The 22,959-nt window shown below is 46.7% G+C and carries 12 protein-coding genes; all 12 read left to right on the forward strand.

All coding sequences use genetic code 11. The features are described 5' to 3' along the window. Positions 1-104 precede the first annotated feature (104 nt). The 12 genes from A3860_RS32240 to A3860_RS32290 all read left to right on the forward strand — a co-directional run bounded on the left by A3860_RS32240 (position 105) and on the right by A3860_RS32290 (position 22,938). Positions 105-1,760: a glycoside hydrolase gene (locus A3860_RS32240; protein ID WP_216823560.1), complete on the forward strand. Its 1,656-nt coding sequence runs from the start codon at positions 105-107 to the stop codon at positions 1,758-1,760. Positions 1,761-2,008: 248 nt separating this feature from the next. Then, positions 2,009-3,364, forward strand: a complete 1,356-nt coding sequence (locus A3860_RS32245) for a sugar porter family MFS transporter (protein ID WP_143774379.1) — start codon at positions 2,009-2,011, stop codon at positions 3,362-3,364. Between the two features lie 61 nt (positions 3,365-3,425). Beyond that, complete coding sequence (locus tag A3860_RS32250; RefSeq protein ID WP_173820298.1) at positions 3,426-6,758, forward strand: DUF5107 domain-containing protein; 3,333 nt, start codon at positions 3,426-3,428, stop codon at positions 6,756-6,758. Positions 6,759-6,897: 139 nt separating this feature from the next. Further along, positions 6,898-9,654 carry a sugar-binding domain-containing protein gene (locus A3860_RS32255; protein ID WP_081154648.1) on the forward strand — a complete coding sequence of 919 codons (2,757 nt, stop codon included), beginning with the start codon at positions 6,898-6,900 and terminating at the stop codon, positions 9,652-9,654. A gap of 2 nt (positions 9,655-9,656) precedes the next feature. Next, entirely contained in the window at positions 9,657-12,824 is a 3,168-nt protein-coding gene (locus A3860_RS32260; protein WP_081154649.1) for a polysaccharide lyase family 8 super-sandwich domain-containing protein, read from the forward strand. A gap of 23 nt (positions 12,825-12,847) precedes the next feature. Beyond that, positions 12,848-15,478 (forward strand): sigma 54-interacting transcriptional regulator, encoded by a 2,631-nt coding sequence (locus tag A3860_RS32265; protein ID WP_081154650.1) that lies wholly within the window; start codon positions 12,848-12,850, stop codon positions 15,476-15,478. A gap of 214 nt (positions 15,479-15,692) precedes the next feature. After that, the gene (locus tag A3860_RS32270; RefSeq protein WP_081154651.1) at positions 15,693-16,448 is read left to right on the forward strand and encodes an SDR family oxidoreductase; all 756 of its coding nucleotides are present in this window, start codon (positions 15,693-15,695) and stop codon (positions 16,446-16,448) included. A 224-nt stretch (positions 16,449-16,672) separates the two neighbouring features. Continuing rightward, a complete protein-coding gene (locus A3860_RS32275) occupies positions 16,673-16,870 on the forward strand; it encodes a hypothetical protein (protein ID WP_081154652.1) in 198 nt (65 codons plus the stop codon). A gap of 759 nt (positions 16,871-17,629) precedes the next feature. After that, positions 17,630-17,779 (forward strand): hypothetical protein, encoded by a 150-nt coding sequence (locus A3860_RS41340; RefSeq protein WP_158085433.1) that lies wholly within the window; start codon positions 17,630-17,632, stop codon positions 17,777-17,779. Between the two features lie 89 nt (positions 17,780-17,868). Beyond that, positions 17,869-20,286, forward strand: a complete 2,418-nt coding sequence (locus A3860_RS32280) for a TonB-dependent receptor (RefSeq protein WP_158085434.1) — start codon at positions 17,869-17,871, stop codon at positions 20,284-20,286. Between the two features lie 16 nt (positions 20,287-20,302). Then, positions 20,303-21,478, forward strand: a complete 1,176-nt coding sequence (locus tag A3860_RS32285; protein WP_081154654.1) for a hypothetical protein — start codon at positions 20,303-20,305, stop codon at positions 21,476-21,478. Positions 21,479-21,504: 26 nt separating this feature from the next. After that, on the forward strand, positions 21,505-22,938 hold the full coding sequence (locus A3860_RS32290; RefSeq protein WP_081154655.1) for a methyltransferase domain-containing protein: 1,434 nt from the start codon (positions 21,505-21,507) through the stop codon (positions 22,936-22,938). Positions 22,939-22,959 lie beyond the last annotated feature (21 nt).

The raw sequence follows: 22,959 nt of genomic DNA on the forward strand, positions 1-22,959 counted from the left end.
CTTCTTACTTCTTACTTCCTACCTCCTACTTCTTACCTTTAACTTCATAATCCTATGACCATAATTATCCCAATTAATTAATACAGACGCCACAAGAACCTCTTATGATAAAAACATATTACTGTCATACATCAATTTGGATGCTGCTGGCAATTTTGCCATTGAGCCTTCTCGCCTGCGGCAAGAAGGGCGCTTCCGACCCTGACCCCAATCCGCCTAATAAATGTATGTACCTGGGTGTGGATACCTGCCAGCAAAAACCAAAGACCACCATCACCGTAAACCTGAACGAGGTAAAACAAACCATTCACAGCTTCGGCGCTTCCGATTGCTGGACGGCCAAGTACATTGGCAAATGGGCTGATGTTACCAAGAAGAACCAGATAGCCGACCTGTTATTCAGTACCGATACCCTGCAAGATGGTTCCCCCAAAGGCATTGGCTTGTCGTTATGGCGGTTCAATATCGGCGGTGGCAGCTATGAACAGGGCACGGCAAGCAATATTGCGGATGAATGGAGAAGAGAAGAATGCTTTTTGAATGCCGATGGCATTACTTACGACTGGAGCAAACAGGCGGGCCAGCAATGGTTTTTACAGGCAGCCAAAGCCCGGGGCGTAAAATACACGCTGGGCTTTTCGATTACGCCGCCTGTTTATATGACCACCAATGGCAAAGCATATAACGGCACCGGCGGTACAGCCATGAACATCCAGAATGGCCAACTCGACGCCTATGCCGATTTTATGGCGCAGGTAACCAGCCATTTTCAATTCGATTACCTGAGCCCGGTGAATGAACCCCAATGGACCTGGGGCCAGGCTACCGGGGCCAGCCAGGAAGGCACGCAGGCAACCAATGCTGAAGTGAGCGCCCTGGTAAGATCGCTTTCACCTAAACTATCGGGCGCCAAAGTGGTGGTGGGCGAAGCCGGCCAGCTTGACTTTTTATATGGCCGCAATACAGATGGCAGAGGCGATCTCATCAATCAGTTCTTTGCATCCGGTTCAGCCAACTATATCGGCAATTTACCTGCTGTTGAAAAAGCCATTTCGGCGCACAGTTATTTCACTACCTGTCCCGACGACAATATGATCAATATCCGCAAACAGGTGGCAGCAAAGATCAACCAGGTTGACGCCAACCTGCAAACCTGGCAAACAGAATTTGGCATCCTCGGCGATATCTGCGGAAAATACAATGGTTCGCCCCGCAATACCAGTATCGATTATGGCCTGTATGTGGCCAAAGTATTGCATCACGACCTTACCATAGCCAATGTAACAAGCTGGCAATGGTGGCTGGCAATGAGTCCGTATAACTATAGCGATGCATTGGTGTACATCAACGATCCATCGGGACAGATCAATGTACCGAATTGCAAACAGGATGGGATCGTACTCGACAGCAAGCAGCTATGGTCTTTTGGAAACTATGCCCGTTTTATAAGGCCCGGCATGAAACGCATAACCGCCAATGTGCAGGGCGTAACTGATCCGGTGATGGCGGCCGGCTCATTAATGATCTCCGCCTATAAAGACGAAACCAGTAAGAAACTGGTGGTGGTGCTCATTAATCCCGAATCAACCGACAAACAGTTGCAACTTTCGGGCGAGAACAGCCCCCTGAACCTGAGCGGCAATACGGTGGCGGTGTATACCACCGATTTCGCGTACAACATGAAAAAAACGGTGAATGCAGTAAACAATATATCTGTTCCTTCCCGCTCGGTTGTGACTTTAGTGGGAACGTATCAATAAGCAGTTACCAGTTACCGGGTTCTGGTTACCGGGCATAAAATTCGGAGTGCCCGATTAAAAGCAGCCCATTCAACATTCAAGGTCCCGGTAACAGGTAACCGGCACCCGGCAACCATAAGATAGTCCATCTTTTTCAAGGGATTTTCCATTTTGCAGCCGCTGCTTCAAACATAAGTTTGTCATGGATTTTTGATGCCTTAACAAGCGCCAGTAATCAGCTACATATAGCATAATTTTATTTTTTGTTCATGAAAATCATAACGATGCAACGGCCAAATTCATACAGCAACGCATACATCATCGGCATTTCGTTTGTTTCAGCATTGGGTGGCTATTTGTTCGGGTTCGACTTTTCCGTGATCGCCGGCGCTTTACCATTTTTAAAAGTGCAGTTTCAGCTGAATGCCTGGTGGGAAGGATTTTTGACCGGTTCACTGGCGCTTGGATGTATTATAGGCTGCCTGGTGGCCGGCAACCTGGCCGATCGTTATGGCCGCCGGCCCGGTTTAATGACGGCAGCGCTCATCTTTACGGTTTCCTCCCTGGGTATGGCCCTGGCGCCTTCGCTCACCAGCTTTGTGATCGCACGTTTTGCTGCAGGCATCGGCGTGGGCATGGCCTCCATGCTAAGCCCCATGTATATTGCCGAAGTTTCGCCGGCGGCTGTACGCGGGCGTAATGTAGCCATTAACCAGTTGACGATCGTACTCGGTATTTTGATCACCAACCTCGTGAATTATACGTTAGCTGACAATGGGCAGGAAGCCTGGCGCTGGATGTTCGGACTGGGCGCCGTTCCTTCCCTGTTATTTTTCATTGGCGTATTGTGGCTGCCCGAAAGTCCGCGCTGGCTTATAAAAGCAGGCCGGCAACAAAAAGCAGAAGCAATATTGCAAAAGATCGGTGGCCACAGTTTTGCAGCCAATTCATACAATGAGATCAAGGCTTCGCTTTCGGGCTCAACCAAACAATCTTATAAAGCCGTATTTGCAAAAGGCGTGCGCCCTGCAGTGTTCATCGGCATTGCGCTCGCCGTTTTTCAACAGTTCTGTGGCATCAATGTGGTCTTTAATTATACTTCCAAAATCTTTGAATCGGTAGGGGCCAACCTTGACCTTCAGTTATTCGAGACCATCTCTATCGGTATCGTGAACCTGCTGTTTACATTGCTGGCCATGTGGCAGGTTGATAAGCTGGGCCGCCGGCCGCTGATGCTGATGGGCTCATTGAGTTTATCGATCCTGTATGTGGTACTGGCCCTGCTGCTGCGCAACCAGGCCAGCACCGGTGTGGTATCTGTATTCGTATTACTGGCAATAGCAAGTTATGCAACCTCGCTGGCGCCGGTGACCTGGGTGCTCATCGCTGAAATATTTCCCAACAAGGTGCGCGGGTTGGCCACTTCCATTGCGGTTGTATCGCTTTGGGCCGCCTACTTCATACTGGCGTTCACCTTTCCCATACTGGCCGAGAAATTAGGCACCTATGGCCCGTTCTGGCTGTATGCCGGCATCTGTTTACTGGGCTTCTTCTTTATAAGATCAAAAGTGAAAGAAACAAAAGGCAAAACGCTGGAAGAACTGGAATCTTTTATTGCCCATTAAGACCCAACTACAAAAAATATATTGCTTCAAACAACCAACGCTAAAAGACATGAGCAGTTCAATGATAAAAGTCTGGGAAGAAAAAGTAGTGATCCCAACCTATGAAACAGGCGAGCCCGATAAAAATCCCATGTTCTTTGAAAAACGGGTATACCAGGGAAGCAGCGGCGTCGTATATCCCAACCCGGTGATCGAAAAGATCTATGATGAGAAAATAAACAAAGAATATCTGGGCCTTTTTCTGGAGAACCAATACCTGAAGATCATGATCCTCCCTGAATTGGGGGGCCGCGTGCAAATGGCGTATGACAAGATCAAACAACGGCATTTTATTTATTATAACCAGGTTATAAAACCGGCGCTGGTTGGTTTATGTGGTCCCTGGATCTCGGGCGGCATTGAGTTTAACTGGCCACAACACCATCGCCCCAGCACGTATGAACCGGTTGATTATTCCATTGAAGAAAATGAAGACGGCAGTAAAACCGTTTGGGTGAACGAGGTAGAACGCATGTTCCGCACCAAGGGAATGGCCGGCTTTACCCTGCACCCCGGTAAAGCATACCTTGAAATAAAAGTAAAACTATACAACCGCACGCCCCTGCCCCAAACTTTTTTGTGGTGGGCCAATCCGGCCGTGAAGGTGAACGACCATTACCAATCCGTGTTTCCGCCCGATGTGAATGCGGTATTCGATCACGGCAAACGCGATGTATCTACCTTCCCCATTGCTACAGGTACCTATTACAAAGTTGATTACTCACCGGGCACCGATATCTCCCGCTATAAAAACATTCCGGTACCCACTTCCTATATGGCCGTTAATTCAGATTATGATTTTGTAGGGGGGTATGAACACGACACCCAGGCCGGTGTATTGCACGTAGCCAATCACCATGTATCGCCGGGTAAAAAACAATGGACCTGGGGACACAGTGATTTTGGCCAGGCCTGGGACCGCAACCTCACCGATGAAGACGGTCCTTATATTGAATTAATGACCGGGGTGTTCACCGACAATCAACCGGATTTCAGCTGGCTGATGCCCTATGAGGAAAAATCATTCACCCAATACTTTATGCCTTACCGTGAGCTGGGCGTGGTAAAGAATGCCACAAAAGATGTGTTGATGAATGTAGAGAAAGTGAACAACACACTGCAGGTAAAAGTATTTGCCACTTCGGCCCAGGTATTGAAGATACAGCTAACAAAAGATGCGCAGGAATTATTGAATGAAGTCATTCTGGTAAATCCGGAAACCCTTTACAATAAATCCATTCCGGTTGCAGAAGGCATAACAGCAGACAATATTTTACTTACCCTCACCAACAAAGCCGGAAAAGAAGTGTTGCGTTATGAAAGCAAGACCAATAAACAAAGCGACATTCCCGAACCGGCCAAAGCTGCCCTGGCGCCCGAAGAAGTGGAAAATAACGAGCAATTGTATTTAACCGGGTTGCACCTTGAGCAATACCGCCATGCCACCTATAGCCCCGTGCCCTATTATGAAGAAGCATTGCGGCGTGATCCTAAGGATATCCGCAATAACAATGCGCTTGGGTTATGGTTGTTGCGCAGAGGTCAGTTTGCCAAAAGCGAACCCTATTTCCGGAAAGCCGTTGAAACCCTTATTTCACGCAACCCCAACCCCTATGATGGCGAGCCTTATTATAACCTGGGATTGAGCTTAAAAATGCAGGGGCGTTTACCCGAAGCATACAATGCTTTTTACAAAGCCACCTGGAGCAGCGCCTGGCAAGACAGTGGGTATTTTTCTGTAGCACAGATCGATGTGGCCCAGGGCAACTATGAACAGGCCCTTGAACATGTACAGCTGTCACTAGACCGCAATACAAAAAACCGCAAGGCCATTGCACTAAAAGCAATTATTCTAAGAAGGCTGGGGCAATACCCCGCTGCGGCAAAAGTTTGTACCGCGGCGCTGGAAAAAGACCCCTTCAATCTTCCGGTGCTCTTTGAACAACACAAGTTATATGAACAGCTGGGCGATGCCAATGCAGCCCGGCGTTCACTGGAACAACTGATAAAACTGGCAAGAGGAAGTGCACACAATTATTTCGAATATGCATTGGATTATGCCGCAGCAGGTTTATATGCCGAAACCATTGAATGGCTGAACCTGGTGGCTGACAATACAGCCATCCCGGCATCGCCCCTCGTATGGTATTACCTTGGCTGGGCGCATTACCAGTTGGGCGAAGTATCAAAGGCCGGAGTGTTTTTTGCCAAAGGCGCGCAGGTTGATCCCCGCGGTTGCTTCCCCAACCGGTTGGAAGAAATTGCCATTCTGCAACTGGCTTCCAGCCTGAACCCAACTGATGCGCGGGCGCCCTATTACCTTGGCAACCTGTGGTACGATAAACGGCAGTATGATGAAGCCATTGAAGCCTGGGAAACATCAGTGCAACGAGACGCCTCCTTCCCCACCGCATTCCGCAACCTCGGCATTGCTTATTTCAACAAACGGAACGATCCCGCAAAAGCTGTCAACTTTTATGAAGTGGCATTTTCACTGGACACTTCAGACGCCCGCGTACTGATGGAACTTGACCAGTTGTACAAACGCCTGAACACAGCTGCAAAAGACCGGCTGGCATTACTGGAACAGCATGTGGCCGTGGTTGAACAAAGAGATGACCTGTACCTCGAAAGGGCCGCCCTGTATAATTTCCTGGGCGAATATAACAGGGCCTATGCGCTTATTATGCAAAGAAAATTTCATCCCTGGGAAGGTGGCGAAGGCAAGGTATCGGCACAATATAGCTATAGCCTGGTTGAAATGGCCCGCGAACATATTCAGCAGGCACAGTATGATAAAGCCATCGCATTGCTTGAGCAGGCGCAGATATACCCGCCTGACCTCGGCGAAGGCAAATTGCATGGCGCACAGGAGAACGATATTTTTTACTGGCTGGCATGCGCTTATGAAGGAACAGGCAATGCAACAAAAGCGAAAGCCTTTTTGCAAAAAGCCACGCAGGGTTTATCAGAACCAACCGCCGCCATGTTCTATAACGATCAGCAGCCAGATAAGATCTTTTACCAGGGACTGGCCTGGAAGACATTGGAAGAAAAAGAAAAAGCCGGCAGCATATTTTCCCGGTTGGTAGAATATGGCCAGTCGCACTTAAACGATGAAGTGAAGATCGATTACTTCGCCGTATCGCTGCCCGATCTGTTGATCTTTGAAGACGATCTCAGGGTGCGCAACCAAACCCATTGCTATTATATGATGGGATTGGGATTTTTAGGATTAGAAAATATTTCAGCAGCAAAGGAATGTTTGCAGAAGGCGCTGACCAATGACGTGATGCATTTTGGAGCAAAGGCACATTTGTCGCTCACCGAAACTGCTGAGAAAGTTGACAAGTAGATAGAGTTACCAGGTACCGGGTTCCGGTTACCAGGATAAAATTCACTGCATCCCCATTTAGGTAGAATGATCGACATTCAAGGCCCGGAAACTGGAAACTGGTAACCGGCAACTGACACATTCACGATTTTAAACACATATGAATAACCATAAACGAAAGCTTGTTATTTTCTGTCTCTTACTTTCCGGCCTCCGCAGTTCCGCCCAACAATCGATTTCCCTGTCGGGCCAATGGCTGGTGCGGCTCGATTCCCTGCATGTAGGGGTAGACCAGCAATGGTATAACCAGCAGAAAGGAACAGCCATCAAATTGCCAGGTACGCTTGACGATGCAGCGATCGGCAACAAGCCAACACTCACAACCGATAGCCTGTACAAAGATGTACTGTTACGGCTTACCCGAAAGCACTCCTATATTGGCCCCGCCTGGTACAGTAAAGAAATTGTGATACCACAAGGCTTTGCCAACAAACAGCTAGAGCTGTACCTTGAACGGGTGATCTGGAAAACAAGGGTGTGGGTCGATGGAAAAGAAGCGGGAAGCGGGGAAAGTTTATCGGCGCCGCACCGGTTCAACGGGAGCGCCCTGGCAAAACCAGGCAAACACCTGCTGGTGATCTGCATCGACAATAGCAAACAGTATGATATCACCCACCGCGAAATGGCCCATGCCTATACCGATGGCACCCAGATCATCTGGAACGGGGTGATCGGCAAACTGCAACTGATTGCTAAAGACCCTTTGTTTATTGATCATGTTCAAACCTTTCCTGACGTAAAGGATGGGTCAGTGATCATCGCCCCTACCCTGCAGAACAATTATGCGCAGGCGGTGAACGCCACCCTGCAAATTCAGGTGCTGGATAAAAACAAAAAAGTAGTTATCACCAAACAGGAAACAGTAACCGTTGCTGCCGGTACTTCCAAACAGGAAATAAAGGTGGCGCTGGGAAAAGCCATGCTATTATGGAATGAATTTCATCCCAACCTGTATACCGTTAACGTGGCGCTCACCGCACAAAATCCTGCGGTGAAAGACATAGCCACTGCCACATTCGGCATGCGCGAAGTGACAAATACCAATGGGCTGCTGCAGGTGAACGGACAACGTATTTTCCTGCGCGGCACCCTGGAATGCAATATCTTCCCCCTGACCGGTCATCCGCCTATGGAGAAAAATGGCTGGCTGAAAGTATTTGGCACCGCCAAAGCCTATGGATTGAACCATTTACGGTTCCACTCGTGGTGCCCGCCCCAGGCCGCTTTTGACGTAGCAGATTCCATGGGTTTTTACCTGCAGATAGAGTTGCCGCTCTGGAGCATGAACACCGGAATGGATAAAAACACCAACGGTTTCCTGGAAGCAGAAGCAGCACAGATCATTAAGGAATATGGCAATCACCCTTCCTTTGTATTATGGTCGCTGGGCAATGAACTGCAGGGCGATTTTCAATGGCTGGCCGGTTTGCTGAAACAACTGAAAGCAACAGATAAACGTCACCTGTACACCACCACTACCTTTACGTTTCAGAAAGGACATGGCACCTGGCCCGAAGCAGACGACGATTATTTTATTACGCAATACACCAGGAAAGGCTGGGTACGCGGACAGGGAATATTCAATAAGTATGCGCCCAATTTCTCTACAGACTATACAAAGTCCATTGATAGTTTAACGGTGCCATTGATCACCCATGAGATCGGACAATATTCCGTGTATCCCAACCTGAAAGAAATAAAAAAGTATACGGGCGTACTGGACCCACTGAATTTTAAAGCCATTGAGAAGGACCTGTCGCGCAAAGGCCTGCTTGCACTCGCGCCCTCCTATACCCTGGCCAGCGGAAAATTCTCGGCTAATTTGTATAAAGAAGAAATAGAACGCGCCTTAAAGACAAAGGGTCTGAGCGGTTTTGAACTGCTCGACCTGCACGATTTCCCCGGACAGGGAACCGCACTGGTGGGCATACTGGATGCTTTCTGGGACAGCAAGGGACTGGTAACCCCGGAACAACACCGCCAGTATTGCGGCCCGGTAGTGCCCCTGCTTCGTTTTGAAAAAGCCACCTACACCAATAACGAATCACTGGAAGCAACCGCCGAAGCAGCCAATTTCAGCAGCAGCGAGTTAAAAGGCGTAGTACCCGTTTGGACCGTCACCGACTCAAAAGGAAAAAAATGGTTCAGCGGCCGGCTCACTGCCAAAGACCTGCCTGTAGGCAATGACAATAAATTGGGCAGCATCCGCATTGAACTGGGTTCAATAACAGAAGCCGCTCAACTAACCCTTGAATTAAAGCTCGAAGGCACTACCTACAAAAACAACTGGACCTTCTGGGTATATCCTGCTCAATTAAAGGAAACCAATAATAAAGTAGCATTTACCACATCGGTAAAAGAAGCCGTGCAATGGCTTAATGAAGGCAGGAACGTCTTATTGAATCCGGATACCACAGCGCTAAAAGGAGAAGAAGGACGGTTTGCGCCCGTGTTCTGGAGCCCGGTGCATTTTCCCAATCAGCCCGGTACCATGGGCATCTTATGCGAACCGCAACACCCGGCCCTGCAAAAATTTCCCACTGATTTTTACAGCAACTGGCAATGGTGGGACCTCATCACTTCCTCCAAAACAATGGTATTGGATTCATTGCCGAAACTTACGCCCATCGTTACGGTAATTGATAATTTCTTTAAGAACCGCCGCATGGCCAATGTAATTGAGGTAAAAGCAGGAAAAGGAAAACTGATCATCAGTTCACTTGATCTGTCGCACGACCTCGATAAACGCCCGGCCGCCCGCCAATTGCGCTATAGCCTGGAGCAATATATGGGCAGCAATGCATTCAATCCGGCTGTTGAACTCAAATATGATCAGTTAGGGTTTTTGATAAAATAAAAATGCACAACAGATTGCGTATAGCCATTTTTTTAATGCTGTTTGTGTGGATGCATACCGGCGCATGGGCGCAACCGCATCTAAAACAAAACGCACCTGCCGGCTTGCTGAACGATGTTGACAAAAGCTTACAGGAGTCGGTAGAACAATATAAAAAACTGTCGCAACAACTAACGCGGGAACGTTTTCCGGTAACCTGGTATGCAGCCAGTAATAAACTGGTGACCAGCGGGTCAGAACCCTGGGTGGGCGGTTTTTATCCCGGCGGATTATTATATTTATACGAAGCAACAAAAGACACGCTGCTATACCAGGAAACACTGCGAAAATTAACAGTATTGGAAAAGGAACAGTTCAATACCACCACGCACGACCTGGGTTTTATGATGTATTGTTCTTTTGGCAATGCCAAACGGCTGGCGCCCAAACCGGCATATGATTCCGTTATCATCAATAGTGCGAGGTCCCTGGCAAGCCGTTTCAATGAGCGGGTGGGCTGCATTCGCTCCTGGGATTCGGACCCCGGGCGGTTTATGGTCATCATCGACAATATGATGAACCTGGAACTGTTGTTTGCAGCTACCCGCCTCACCGGCGATTCCTCCTTCTATAAAATAGCGGTTACCCACGCCAACACTACCCTCAAAAATCATTTCCGGCCTAATTACAGCTCTTATCACCTGGTGATCTATAACCCAACCGATGGCAGCATCTTAAAAAAGCAAACGGTACAGGGCGCGGCAGATTCATCGGCCTGGTCGCGCGGACAGGCATGGGGCCTTTACGGCTATACGGTACTGTACCGCGAAACGAAAAACCCGGTGTACCTGGAACAGGCAAACGGGATTGCGCAATTTATACTGCACCATCCCCATTTCCCCAAAGACGGAATTCCATACTGGGACCTTGATGCGCCCGGTATTCCCACAACCGCCAAGGATGTATCGGCAGGCGCCATACTATGTTCGGCTTTACTGGAATTGTCGGGCTATGTAAACCGCCAAACGGCTAAAACGTATTTCACGACAGCCGAAACCATGCTTCGCTCCCTGTGTTCACCCGCCTACCGGGCTGCCATAGGGGAAAACGGCGGTTTTCTATTGAAACACGGTGTAGGCAATTATCCTAAAAACGCCGACATTGATGTACCGCTGATCTATGCCGATTATTATTACCTGGAAGCCATGCTCCGGTATAAAAGACTGGCTGAGGAAGATACAGTGGTCAACAGGTACCGCACGTATCTTTTGCAGACTATACAACCCGATGCAGCATCAGTCCGTTCCTGCACAGCCACCCTTACTGCCGATGGACAATGGCCCGATATTCCATACAATAATGCGGAGCTGGCCAACTGGCAGGTGAGCAAACACCTGGACCGTATTCGCGACCTGGCAATTGCCTGGGCCAAACCCGCAAGTTCTTTCTATCACCAGGAAGCGGTTTGGAAGCCAATGAATGCCGCGCTGAATCATTGGTTACAGAAACGCTACCAGAACGCCAACTGGTGGCACAACCAGATTGGGGTGCCACAGTTTATGCGCGACATCATCACCCTGCTACGTGACACGCTCACAAGGGAACAACTCAACAGCACATTGGCAGTAATGGATCAGCTCAAAGTGCAGCAGAATGGGGCCGGCGCCAACCTGGTATGGAGCGCTAACCTGGGTTTTCATTATGGCGCATTGACCCACGATTGGGAACTGATGCAACGCTGCCGTAATTTGTTGCTGAATGAAATTGCCCTTACCACCACCGAAGGCATACAACCCGATCATAGTTTTCATCAGCATGGCGCCCGGTTACAGCTGTACCAGTACGGACAGGCATTTTTATGGGAGAACGTGCGCATGGCCTGGTTGCTCAGGGGCACCACCCTGGCGTATCCGGAAGAAAAATTGAACCTGCTAAAAGACCTTACGTTAAAAGGCTGGCAATGGATGGCCCGCGGTATCAACACGGTGCCGGGCACCATGGACCGCTCCGTTAGCCGCATGAATGCCCTGCAGAGTGCCGACATCAGGAAACTGGTCCCCTATTTATGCGATCTGTGGCCAAAGGAAACGCAACAGTTTAAAACACTCGAAGCGATCCAGAACGGTAGGGGTACATTAACAGGTTACCGGTACTATCCTTACTCCGATTTCGCAGTTTACCATCATAAAGACTTCAGCTTTTTTGTAAAAACCATTTCAACCCGTACACTGGCTACCGAATCGATCAACAGCGAGAACCTTAAAGGACATTTGCTGCACAGCGGCGATGCGTATATAGTTAAAAGTGGGGACGAATATTTTAATCTGATGCCGGTTTGGGATTGGGAACGGCTACCGGGCGTTACCGCATTCAATGGCGCATACAGGATCGACCGGCAACCATTCGTTGGCGGCGTGAACAATGGCGCATCGGGTTTGAGTGTAATGGATTACCGGCTGGTAGATAAAGAACAAAAACAAAGTATTGCTGCCCGCAAGTATTGGGCAAACCATGGCAACGTGGTGGTATGCCTGATCGCCGGATTAACAGCCGGCAATACCGATTCAATCGTATATACAACACTTGACCAGTGCCGTTGGAAAGGTGCGATCACGGTTAATGAACCCGGACACATTATCAAAGAAGGCCGGCACGAATTAGAACAGGTAAAGTGGGTCTATCATGCCGGAGTTGCCTATATACCCCTGCAACCGGCACAGGTGAGCCTGCAGGCACAATCCGTTACCGGCACCTGGAAATCGATCAATAATTCTTTAACTGACGCACCGGTAACCGCCAACCTTTTTATGCCGGCAATATTACATGGCAAACACGTCAATAATTTAAATACCGGTTATGTACTGGCGGCCTGCCCCACCCCGCAGCAAGCGCAATCACTGGTGGCGCTACCAACCTGGACCGTTTTGCAAAATGATACCAGTTGCCAGGCGGTTAGTTTTCCCGATGGAACCATCATGGCCGCCTTTTATTTGCCGGGTTCTCTCGAAATAAGCGCCAATAAAAAATTGACAGTCAACAAACCCTGTTTAATACTGATCGCCGGCAAACGATTGTATGCCAGTAACCCGCTGCATAAGGAGGAAACGCTGACGGTTCAATGGAATGAACAAACCAGCCCCGTGCAAATGCCTGATAATGGGTTTACTTCCAATGGTGTTTTGCTGAAATAGTATATTGTCCGACTTTTGCCTTCATGAAAAAGGCAAATCTTCCGGGAGCTGAGGGGGCGGTTCCTTCAAAAACCGCGCTTGAACAGGAAAGAAAGATCCTGCTCGACCTGGGAAATGACCTCACCAGGGTTCGCGACAAAAACGATCTCATTGCCCTGTTTTCAAAGCGGTTAAAAAGTCTTTATAGCATTACACATGCCATCATTGCACTTATTGACCATAAAGACGAAACCTATGGCGCCTTTTTGTATGATATTGAAAATTCACCTATAAAGTCGCATCCAGGCTATAAGCTACTGTTCGGACAGCGCTTTACATTGAACGAGCCTTTCATCAAAAGTGTATTGGCAGCCGATGGCCCCATCTCCTTTATACTGGAGGAGGTGATGGACCAACCACAAAGCCCCGCATTTCTGCGGGTGAATTATGAAGGTGGCATCAGGGAAATTCTGATGACCAAACTCCTGAATGCTGAAAAACCGATCGGGTTTATTAATATCTATTCCGACAAAGCAGGCCGTTTTACCAATGAATTCAGAAGTATAATGAACGGCATAGCACCCCAGTTGTCAAGTGCGGTAACCAATATTATCAAAAATGAGGAGCTGCGGAACAAGGAAAAAGAAAAATCCTTTCTGCTCGAATTCAGCAGCGACATTGCTACAGTAAGAACGAAGGAAGAACTGGCCCGTTCCGTTCGCACCGCCATAAATAAGTTAAATCAAAAGAGCGGTTATGTCATTCGCCGCATCAATGAAGATAAAACCACCATGAGCCCCTATGTGTTTGATCTGGGATTGAAAGAACACGATCAAAATATAGTGAACGCACTGCAAAAAGCCAGCTACCCTATCAATGACGGTTTACAGAACCGGGTACTTGAGAGTCCCATTCCTTTATTGTTTAATGTAGAACGGGAAATACAACGCGGCCTTACGGCGCCCTATTTACTGAACTGGCAGGCAATGGGATTCAAAAACTTTTTAGGCATTCGCCTGCGTAATGGCGAAACAAATCTTGGACTACTATTCCTTGATATTGAAGAGATCAACGTTCCCCTGCTGCAAGGCATCTGTTCACAGATCTCCATTGCGCTGGCCAATATTATGGCCAATGAGCAGATCAGCAAAAAACAGGAAGAGCAGGCCTTTTTGCTGAACTTCAGCAATGATATTACACAGGTAAGAACAAAGAATGACCTGCAGGCTGCCATTGTTACGGTACTCGACAAAACCCTGCATACAAAGCTTGCCATGATCAGGGTGATCGATGAAGATGGTTTTCACATGAGCCCGTTTATGTTTGACAAAACACTGTTTGAAAAGGCCAAAGTGGATTTTGAAAAAATGTCGGCCAACGTTATTACCATCGAAGAAAAATACACCGCACAGGTGTTGGCCAGTGAAGAGGGTGTGGTATTCAATATTGAAGAAGAGCTGAAGAGCGGGAACGCCTATGCACAACTGTGGAAAACCACCGGCTTAAGGAACAGCTATGGACTGCCCTTGCGGGTGGGCAATAAAAATATCGGCACCATCTGGATGCAGGCCGACCGCCTGAGCCCATTAATATTAAGAGGTATTTGCGCCCAGATCTCCATTGCCATTGCCAATATTCTGGCCAATGAAAAATTACTGGCCTATAAAAAGCAACTGGAAGTGGAAAATGATTATTTGAAAGAGCAGATCAAAACGATCTATAATTTTTCGGAGATCATTGGCAATGCAGACACCATGCAAAAAGTATATCGCCTGATGTCGCTGGTAGCAGAATCAAATACCACCGTGCTCGTGTTGGGCGAAACCGGCACCGGCAAGGAACTGATCGCAAGGGCCATTCACAATGCATCGCCCCGCCGTGATAAATTGATGGTAAAAGTAAACTGCGCTGCCCTGCCAGCCAATTTGATCGAAAGTGAATTGTTTGGTCATGAGCGCGGCGCATTCACCGGCGCCATAGACCGGCGGCTGGGAAAATTTGAGCTGGCCAATCAAAGTACATTATTCCTTGATGAAATTGGCGAGTTGCCGCTGGAAGCCCAATCAAAATTATTACGGGTGATACAGGAACGTGAGCTGGAACGGCTGGGTGGCAAACAAACGATAAAGGTAGATGTGCGGTTGATCGCCGCCACCAATCGCAACCTGGAAGAAGAAGTAAAAGCAGGCCGCTTCAGGGCCGACCTGTATTACCGGTTAAATGTATTTCCTATAACCCTGCCACCCCTGCGCGAACGCGCAGATGATATTGAACCGCTTATTCATTTCTTCGTGGCCAGGTACAGCAAGAATACCGGGCGAAGGATCAAAAAAGTAACGCCAAAAGTGATACAGCAACTACGCAGTTATGTGTTTCCGGGTAATGTACGCGAACTGGAACACCTGATCGAGCGAAGCGTATTACTGGCGACCGATGGTGTGCTCGATGAAGTATATATTCCTCGGGAAACCAATGCCGAAAAGCACGAACAGGCCTATGCGTTAAACCGCTCGCTCGGGCAAGTGGAGCGTGATTATATTATCGATGTATTGAAACGATGCGCCGGTAAAATTTCCGGCTCAGGCGGCGCTGCAGAGATCCTTGATATCCCGGGCAATACCCTGCATTCCAAAATGAAAAAACTGGGCATCACCAAGGCCGATTATTTTAGTTAGACCCTGGGCGGGCCCGTACGTCATCGACGTCGACACTTCTACCTCAGTGCGAAAGGCACTCCCTTTATTTAGTGAACGTTTTCGTGTATTCACTAAATACAGTGAAAAACCGATCCCTCGCTTTTGCTTACCGGGTTGACAATCATCTATTTGGCGATTTGGCATTTCGTTGGCCTCTTTAAGAGAAAATCAACAAACACTAAAAAGTCAAATTATGAAAATCGTAGTCATCGGAGGCACCGGCCTCATCGGAACCAAAGTAGTCGCCCATCTTCGTCAACAGGGACACCAGGTAATTGCCGCTTCGCCCAACACCGGCATCAACACCATCACCGGAGAAGGATTGGCCGAAGCCATGAACGAAACAGCTGTAGTGGTAGACCTTGCCAACTCCCCCTCCTGGGAAGACCAGGCCGTTTTGAACTTTTTTGAAACATCAGGCCGCAATATACTGGCCGCCGAGATCAATGCCGGTGTAAAGCATCACGTAGCGCTTTCCATTGTAGGGGTCGATCAAATGCAGAACGTTGGTTATATGCGCGCAAAAAAGGCGCAGGAAGACCTGATCAAAAAATCCGGTGTTCCTTATACCATCGTTCACAGCACACAATTCCTCGAGTTCCTGGGTGGCCTCGCCAGCCAGGCTGCTGACGGAAATACAGTGCATATTTCAGCTCTTCAATTTCAACCCATCGCTTCTGATGATGTAGCCGCCTTTGTTGCCGAAGCAGCGCTGGCAGCACCCATTAATGGCATCATGGAAATAGCCGGTCCCGAACGTTCAACCCTCTCTAATTTCCTCAGCCGTTACCTGCGCGACACAAAAGATCCACGCCAGGTAGAACCCAATGACAACAACCAATATTACGGCGGCACCATTCCCAATGCCGCATTGGTACCGGCAGGAAAAGCAAAATTGGGCGCCATCAATTATGAAAAATGGCTGGCCGGTCAACTGAAAAAAGCCTAATAAATTATTGTGGGTCTGCTGGCTGTTAAAACGAAGACGACGGGTGATCCCGCCATGCGGGACCGGGGCGGTTGCAAGGGGAATGCACTTTCCACCTGTTCGTGCACCAGGATATCCCTACGCCGGCGTATTTATCCTTACGAAAACCGGTCAACAACACGGCAGTTTAACAGGCAGCAGACCACTCTTTCACTCCATTTTCCAAACAACCAAAATCAAATTGTATGAACCTTTTCTTCTTACACCCCGCTTTTAAAAATCGGCGTGACCGATTGAACGAACACCCGGTTGTTCATTATGAACCCGCGCACAATACCAATGAAGGCAGTGAATTCCTCGATGATGCCATCCGCACTGAAGATCTGCCGTTAGTATATACCGAAGAAAGCGTTGCCGCAGGCAGCCCCCAACAATTACTGTAGCAGAATAACACAAATACTTTCATAACATCACAATTATACATATTTGATACTGCATCAGTCTTCGGTCTGGTGCAGTTGTTTTATGTACATATCGATGCTTACCCTTATTTAAAGGCCATAACTCCCCCATTCAACCGTATTTTCCGAATTTTTTCCAGGTACTTTCACTCGATATGGTTTTAGAAAGTACCGGAAAAACACTTTTTTTGCCCTTTTTGAAAATGCACACTTTTAGTCAATTTCTGCACACTTATGGTAGTTTTTGTCGCGCTTATAACTCTAACGTTGATGGAAAGGGCATGTTAGTCACACCCTATTTAACAATTATTAACGTAGACGGGTATTCTTTTTTATCATCCCCTTTTTTACTTTCAATATGCGATTGAATTAAACCCATACTAATACTAATACCATTAACAGTACGATTGTATGAATGATCAAATTATTCCTTGCGTTAAAACCTTACAATTTATGATTTGCAGCCAACTCCACTACCACCAACTACATTTCTTTATCACTTCGTAAATCACCCTCCATATCAAAAACCTGCCAGGATTGATATGACCGGGTACTACGCTTTATTGTTTCATACAGAATAGCATTCTGCATTGTAATTGGGCTTATGCATTTGGCATTGCCGTGCCGCCAACGCCAAACGCGCATGCACTGCTCTGCAGTTTGACTACCTGTATCTATATATCTTTAAGGGGAAGCCGAAAACCTTATAGAGTAGGCATTTATTTTTTAAATTTCACTTTTATGACAAACGACAAAAAAATGTCTTTCGATGAATTCGTTGCTAAAGCCGAATCAGTAAACTCTGCAGAATTAATGGAAATGATCACCGGCGGTAATGAAACCGATTGCCACCCTGGCGACCCCAACTGCAATGCCTCAGTTGAGTCTTAGTAGAATCATAATAGGAGAGAGTTTTTGCTCTCTCCTATTATATTATCATTCCTTGTTTAACCTATATGCTGAAGTTGAAAAATACGCCGATGCCCGTTCAACGAATCCTGTTCGTGATATTATTATATATTATCCCTGTTTCATTGATCGCCCAGGTGCATGTTACAGGAAAAACAACCGACAGTGAAAAGAAAATTGTAAGCAGCGCAACGATAACCATCACTTTAAACGAGAAGGTCATTACGAGCGCAGTCAGCGATGAACAGGGTAATTTTACCATACAGCTCTCTGATGTAACGAGCCACAATTATATCCTGCACGCTACGCATGTAGGCTACCGTGAAAAAATGGTATTGATAATTGTACCCAAGGCAGGGAACGAAGTCCGCCTGGGTAATGTCGTGCTGGATAAAGAATCAAAGGAACTGGCAGCCGTAAGCATTACAGGAAAGGAGAATATTTACGAACAGAAGGCAGACAGGTTTGTTTTCAATGTTGAAAAAAGCCTGGAAGCAACCGGCAGCAACGGCTGGGATGCTATTTCGAAAACGCCGGGCATACAATCAAACGGTAATACTATCAGCATAATAGGTAAAAGCGGCATAACGGTAATGGTGAATGACCGCAAAGTACAGTTGAGTGGCGATGAGTTGTTTGCCTATTTATCTGCTATCCCAACGGAAAACATTGCGGCTATTGAAGTCATTTCCAACCCGGGCGCCAGATACGATGCAGCCGGCAATTCGGGTATCATTAATATCAGGCTCAAAAAAAATAAGAATGAAGGACTGGTATTGATTGGCACCGGCACCTACGAACAAAGGACTTCCGGCACATACACCGGCAATATCAGCTATAATTACCGGAAAAAATGGCTTACGTTATATGGCTTTATAAATGGCGGCCAAAGGATCACCCAACCGGTAGAACACCAGCAGATCTATTACCCCGCTTCATTGTGGGCTTCAGAAAATGCAAAACATATTACCAGGAACTATAGTTCTGTTCAATTGGGAGCCGACTTTACCCTCAGCAATAAAGATGTATTAACCGTATTGACAGAACGGAACCTTACCAGCAAAACAAAAGAAGATCATAACTCCCTTACCAATATTACAGGGTTGAGCAATTATAAAACAGACTCCCTTATTGAAACAGGAAATCATATTAACAGGGATTTAAACTACACGAATATAGACCTCACTTATAAGCATATGCTTGATGGTAAAGGATCTAATATTTTACTCACCGGCGATTACCTGCAATATACCACCGATCAGGACCAGGCATTGTCATCGGTCACTTATGCGCCCCCGGCCAGTGATCACCGGTTCAATACAGCCAGCTATGCTGCCCAAACCATAACAAACTATACCGGCAGACTGGACCTTGAAAAACAGATCAGTAAAGGACTTTCCTTTACCACCGGGTTACGAACATCATTTACTACTACCGATAATAATTACCTGTTCTATCGCGGCTACGATCAGGGACCATTGATAGAAGATCCCAACCAGTCGAACCACTTCAATTACCAGGAAAATGTGCAGGCAGCTTATGCAAGCGTAAATAAAACCGGTAAACGTATCAATTTTGTGGCCGGCTTGCGCGCTGAATATACCGATATTACGGGCGAACTGGTAGATCAGCATGAGATCAATAAACAACATTACCTGAAACTTTTTCCTTCGCTCAATTACCAGCAGATTCTCAACCAAAATAGCAAGCTCACCATTACTTATGGCAGAAGGATCAACAGACCTTCCTTTTCCGATCTGAACCCTTTTAAATATTACATCAATCAATATAATTATTCCGAGGGCAATCCGGCGTTACGGCCCTCTTACTCAAACAATGCCGAAGTAACCTATACCTACAAAGAAAAATATTCAATTGCCGCCTATGCGTTGCTCACAAATAACTTTTTTCAACAGATCCCCTTTATTGATGTTACCCGCAACACCGCTTATTTCACGCGGCAGAATTTAGGAAAAATTGACGCTTACGGAATACATAGCTATGCGCCATTCAGGATCACACCGGCATGGTCGGTGAACAGCACGCTATACCTGTTTTATTATAGCATGAAATTGCCCTACCTGAATGAAATGCTCGACTATGGCCAGTTTACCTTTTATGGCTATCTTAATAATCAGTTTACGATCAGTGCTAAAAAGAACCTGACCGCAGAAATAAATTTTAATTACCAGTCGCTCAGCCAGATTTTTCTATACCGGTACCGGCCAAACGGTTATGTGGATGCAGGCGTTAAATGGAGCTTTGCCAAAAAGCAGGCAACCCTGGCTATGAACGTGTATGATCTCTTCAAAACCTATCCGCAGCAACAGGTAGTAAATTTTGCCACCCAGCACTATACATTTAAAAACGCCTACGAAAGCCGCTACCTGCGGCTCACCTTTACCTACAGGTTCGGCAAACAAACCGTTAAAGACAGAAAGGCTTCAAAAACCGGTAATTCCGAGGAATTTAACCGGGCTAACAATTAACGCTAAAGCATGTGTCATGAATTATCAACTTATTACTCAAAAAACAGCAGAAGGCAGAAACAGTTATATTCAATACATAAAGCTAATGCTGTATAAAAACCGGAAAGACCTGTTCGATCTGTTGGATTTCGATGCGGAAGCCCCTTTTATGGAACCGCTCTTATATACATGGTTCAATGCACGTGAAAAGAAGATCAGTATTGAGCAGATATTATTTGGGTATATTGCCCCAGATAAAAGACCAGCCACTATACCTGTTTACCCCGACAATAATGGCATCATTTATTTACCCGGGATCGGTTATTACCATACGAATATTACTGTGGGGCCTGTAGATTATTATGGAAACCCCAACTCTTCAGCTGCAAGCTTACTGGTAAATGGCCAGGCAATAGAGGCTACCTTTGAAAATATATACCTGTTAAATAATACAGCAATTGAATTATGCCTTCACAACAATCCGCTGCTGAACACGCTGTTTGAAGGAAATGAAGACCTGGCCGTTGAAGACACGGTAAGCCGCCATAAACAACATCTCGAAAAAGCGCTGGCTTACATCAGGGAATTTTATCCCGAATTCGATGCGCTGTTGCATGCCACAATTAAAAGAGTGGTATTATTCAAAAGCCAGCACCTGCGGTCCTTCGCCACCATACTGGCCAATGGAACGGCATTCTTTAATGTACAGGACAGTCATGATGAAGTATTCTTCTGTGAAGATATTACCCATCAGTGCGGTCATGTAATTTACTATGCGGTGATGTTCAATAAAGCATCTTTCTTCTCGGTTCCACCCGAAACACCCATAAAGCAGTTTAATAAACGGCCCGGCGACGGCAGAACTATGTTGGGAGCCTACTATTCCCTGCTACCGTTCTTGTTTTCCAATGCAAACTTTTATCGTTTGTATGAAGCGGGCGTTTTCAGCGATCGTCAATTGCATGAATTGCTGGGCCGGTTCCCTTTCTGCATGAGAAAGTTCAAAGTAGCGCTGGAGGATTTCAGATCGGGCGAAATGCTATCGGAAAAAGGGCGATCGTTATGGCAGGAGTTTGAACAGGCATTTAACGAATTGGATGAAAAGGTAAGCTCCTTTATATACCAGTACGATAGTTCGAACCAGGGCTATGATTTTTCATACGAAAACTTCCTGTTATTAAACCCCATTGATAGCTCCCTGGCCATTAAATAACAACATTATTAAACCGACGCGACCGGATGAAAGAGTTAATTTGTTTGCACACCAGAAAAATACTGGAATATACGAATGACCAACAGGAACAATTGAATGCTCCCGGTTCAGCTCATACCTATCCTGTTATCGATGGCATTCCTGTGCTTGTACCTAATCCATCCCTGTTCCTGGCAGAATCTTATTACCAGTATAGCAAATATATTTTAAAACAGCAGGAAGCAGCGGGCCAATACAGCAACCCTTACCAGGGATTGTCGTTCAGAAAAAATACAGCCGAAAGTCTTCAAAAGAGCACGCTTTCAAATCTGCGCCTGATACAAAATGCGATTAACGTCACGGAAAAATATTTCGACAAGGCGCAATTGATGCATGTTGCTGTAAATAATAAATTCCAGGATATACGCCAGGTCAACGCATTTCCCTATCTGAAAAGAGACTGGTGCGGTTTGCCTGCGGCGGAAGAAGAACTTGGTATTATTCGCAACAGTCTCGGCGCTATCATTCGTGAACACTGCCACGAAACAAAAACGGCATTGGTACTCGGGGCCGGACTGGGGCGCATTGCCTGGGACATCAGCGAATATTTTGATCATCTTTATGCTACTGATCTGGCATTGCCTATGGCATCGTTCTATAATAAGATCGCCAAAGGCGGCCAAATTAATTTTGCAGACATAATGCTAACGCAAATACGGGATAATATGCACAGCACCAGAAACATAACTGCTTCGGCTGCTGCTGTTGGATACACCGATAAAGACAGAGCCGGCATCAATAATAAACTCTCTTACTTTTTGTCCGATGCCACGCGTTTGCCATTGCCCGACCGCTCTGTATCCTGTATTATCTCTGTTTATTTTACCGATGTATTACCCTTTCCTAAACTATTTCCCGAAGTGAACAGGGTACTTAAAAAAGACGGGCTGTTTATACATTTTGGACCGCTGGGCAACAATTTCAGCCAGGTACAATCTATGTTCACTGCTGAAGACATCAAGGCGTACCTGTACAAATATGGATTTGAATGGGTTTATGAAAACAACGCCGGCTCTTTTCATATAAAAGCAGCAGAGAAAATGCACGCCAATTTTTACGATAACTGGGTGTATGCAGCCCGAAAAAAAGAAGCGGCCGATGAACAACTGATGGCCGAGCGGCTGACTGCCGATAGCATTATCGGTCTTCATTCAAACTTCCGGTTTACTATTGAAGGCGAAAAAAACAGTTCCGGTGAAGCTGTCAGGCATACTTTATACAATTGTTACAAGGGCAGGGAATATCAGGACGCAGGAGAAGTTATTGAATTCCTTTTTCGGGTAAATGGTAAAAGATCAGTGCGGGAACTGGTAACGGAATATGACAATCATACAGATACCGGTGACAAAATGCAGTCTGTGCTTTCACTTACCAGGTTCCTCATACGCGAGCAAATACTCACCATCGTTAAGACATCATAGTAGACAGACAGCAATTTTTAT

This window comes from Niastella vici (genome assembly GCF_002077945.1).
Classification (GTDB): Bacteria; Bacteroidota; Bacteroidia; order Chitinophagales; family Chitinophagaceae; genus Niastella; species Niastella vici.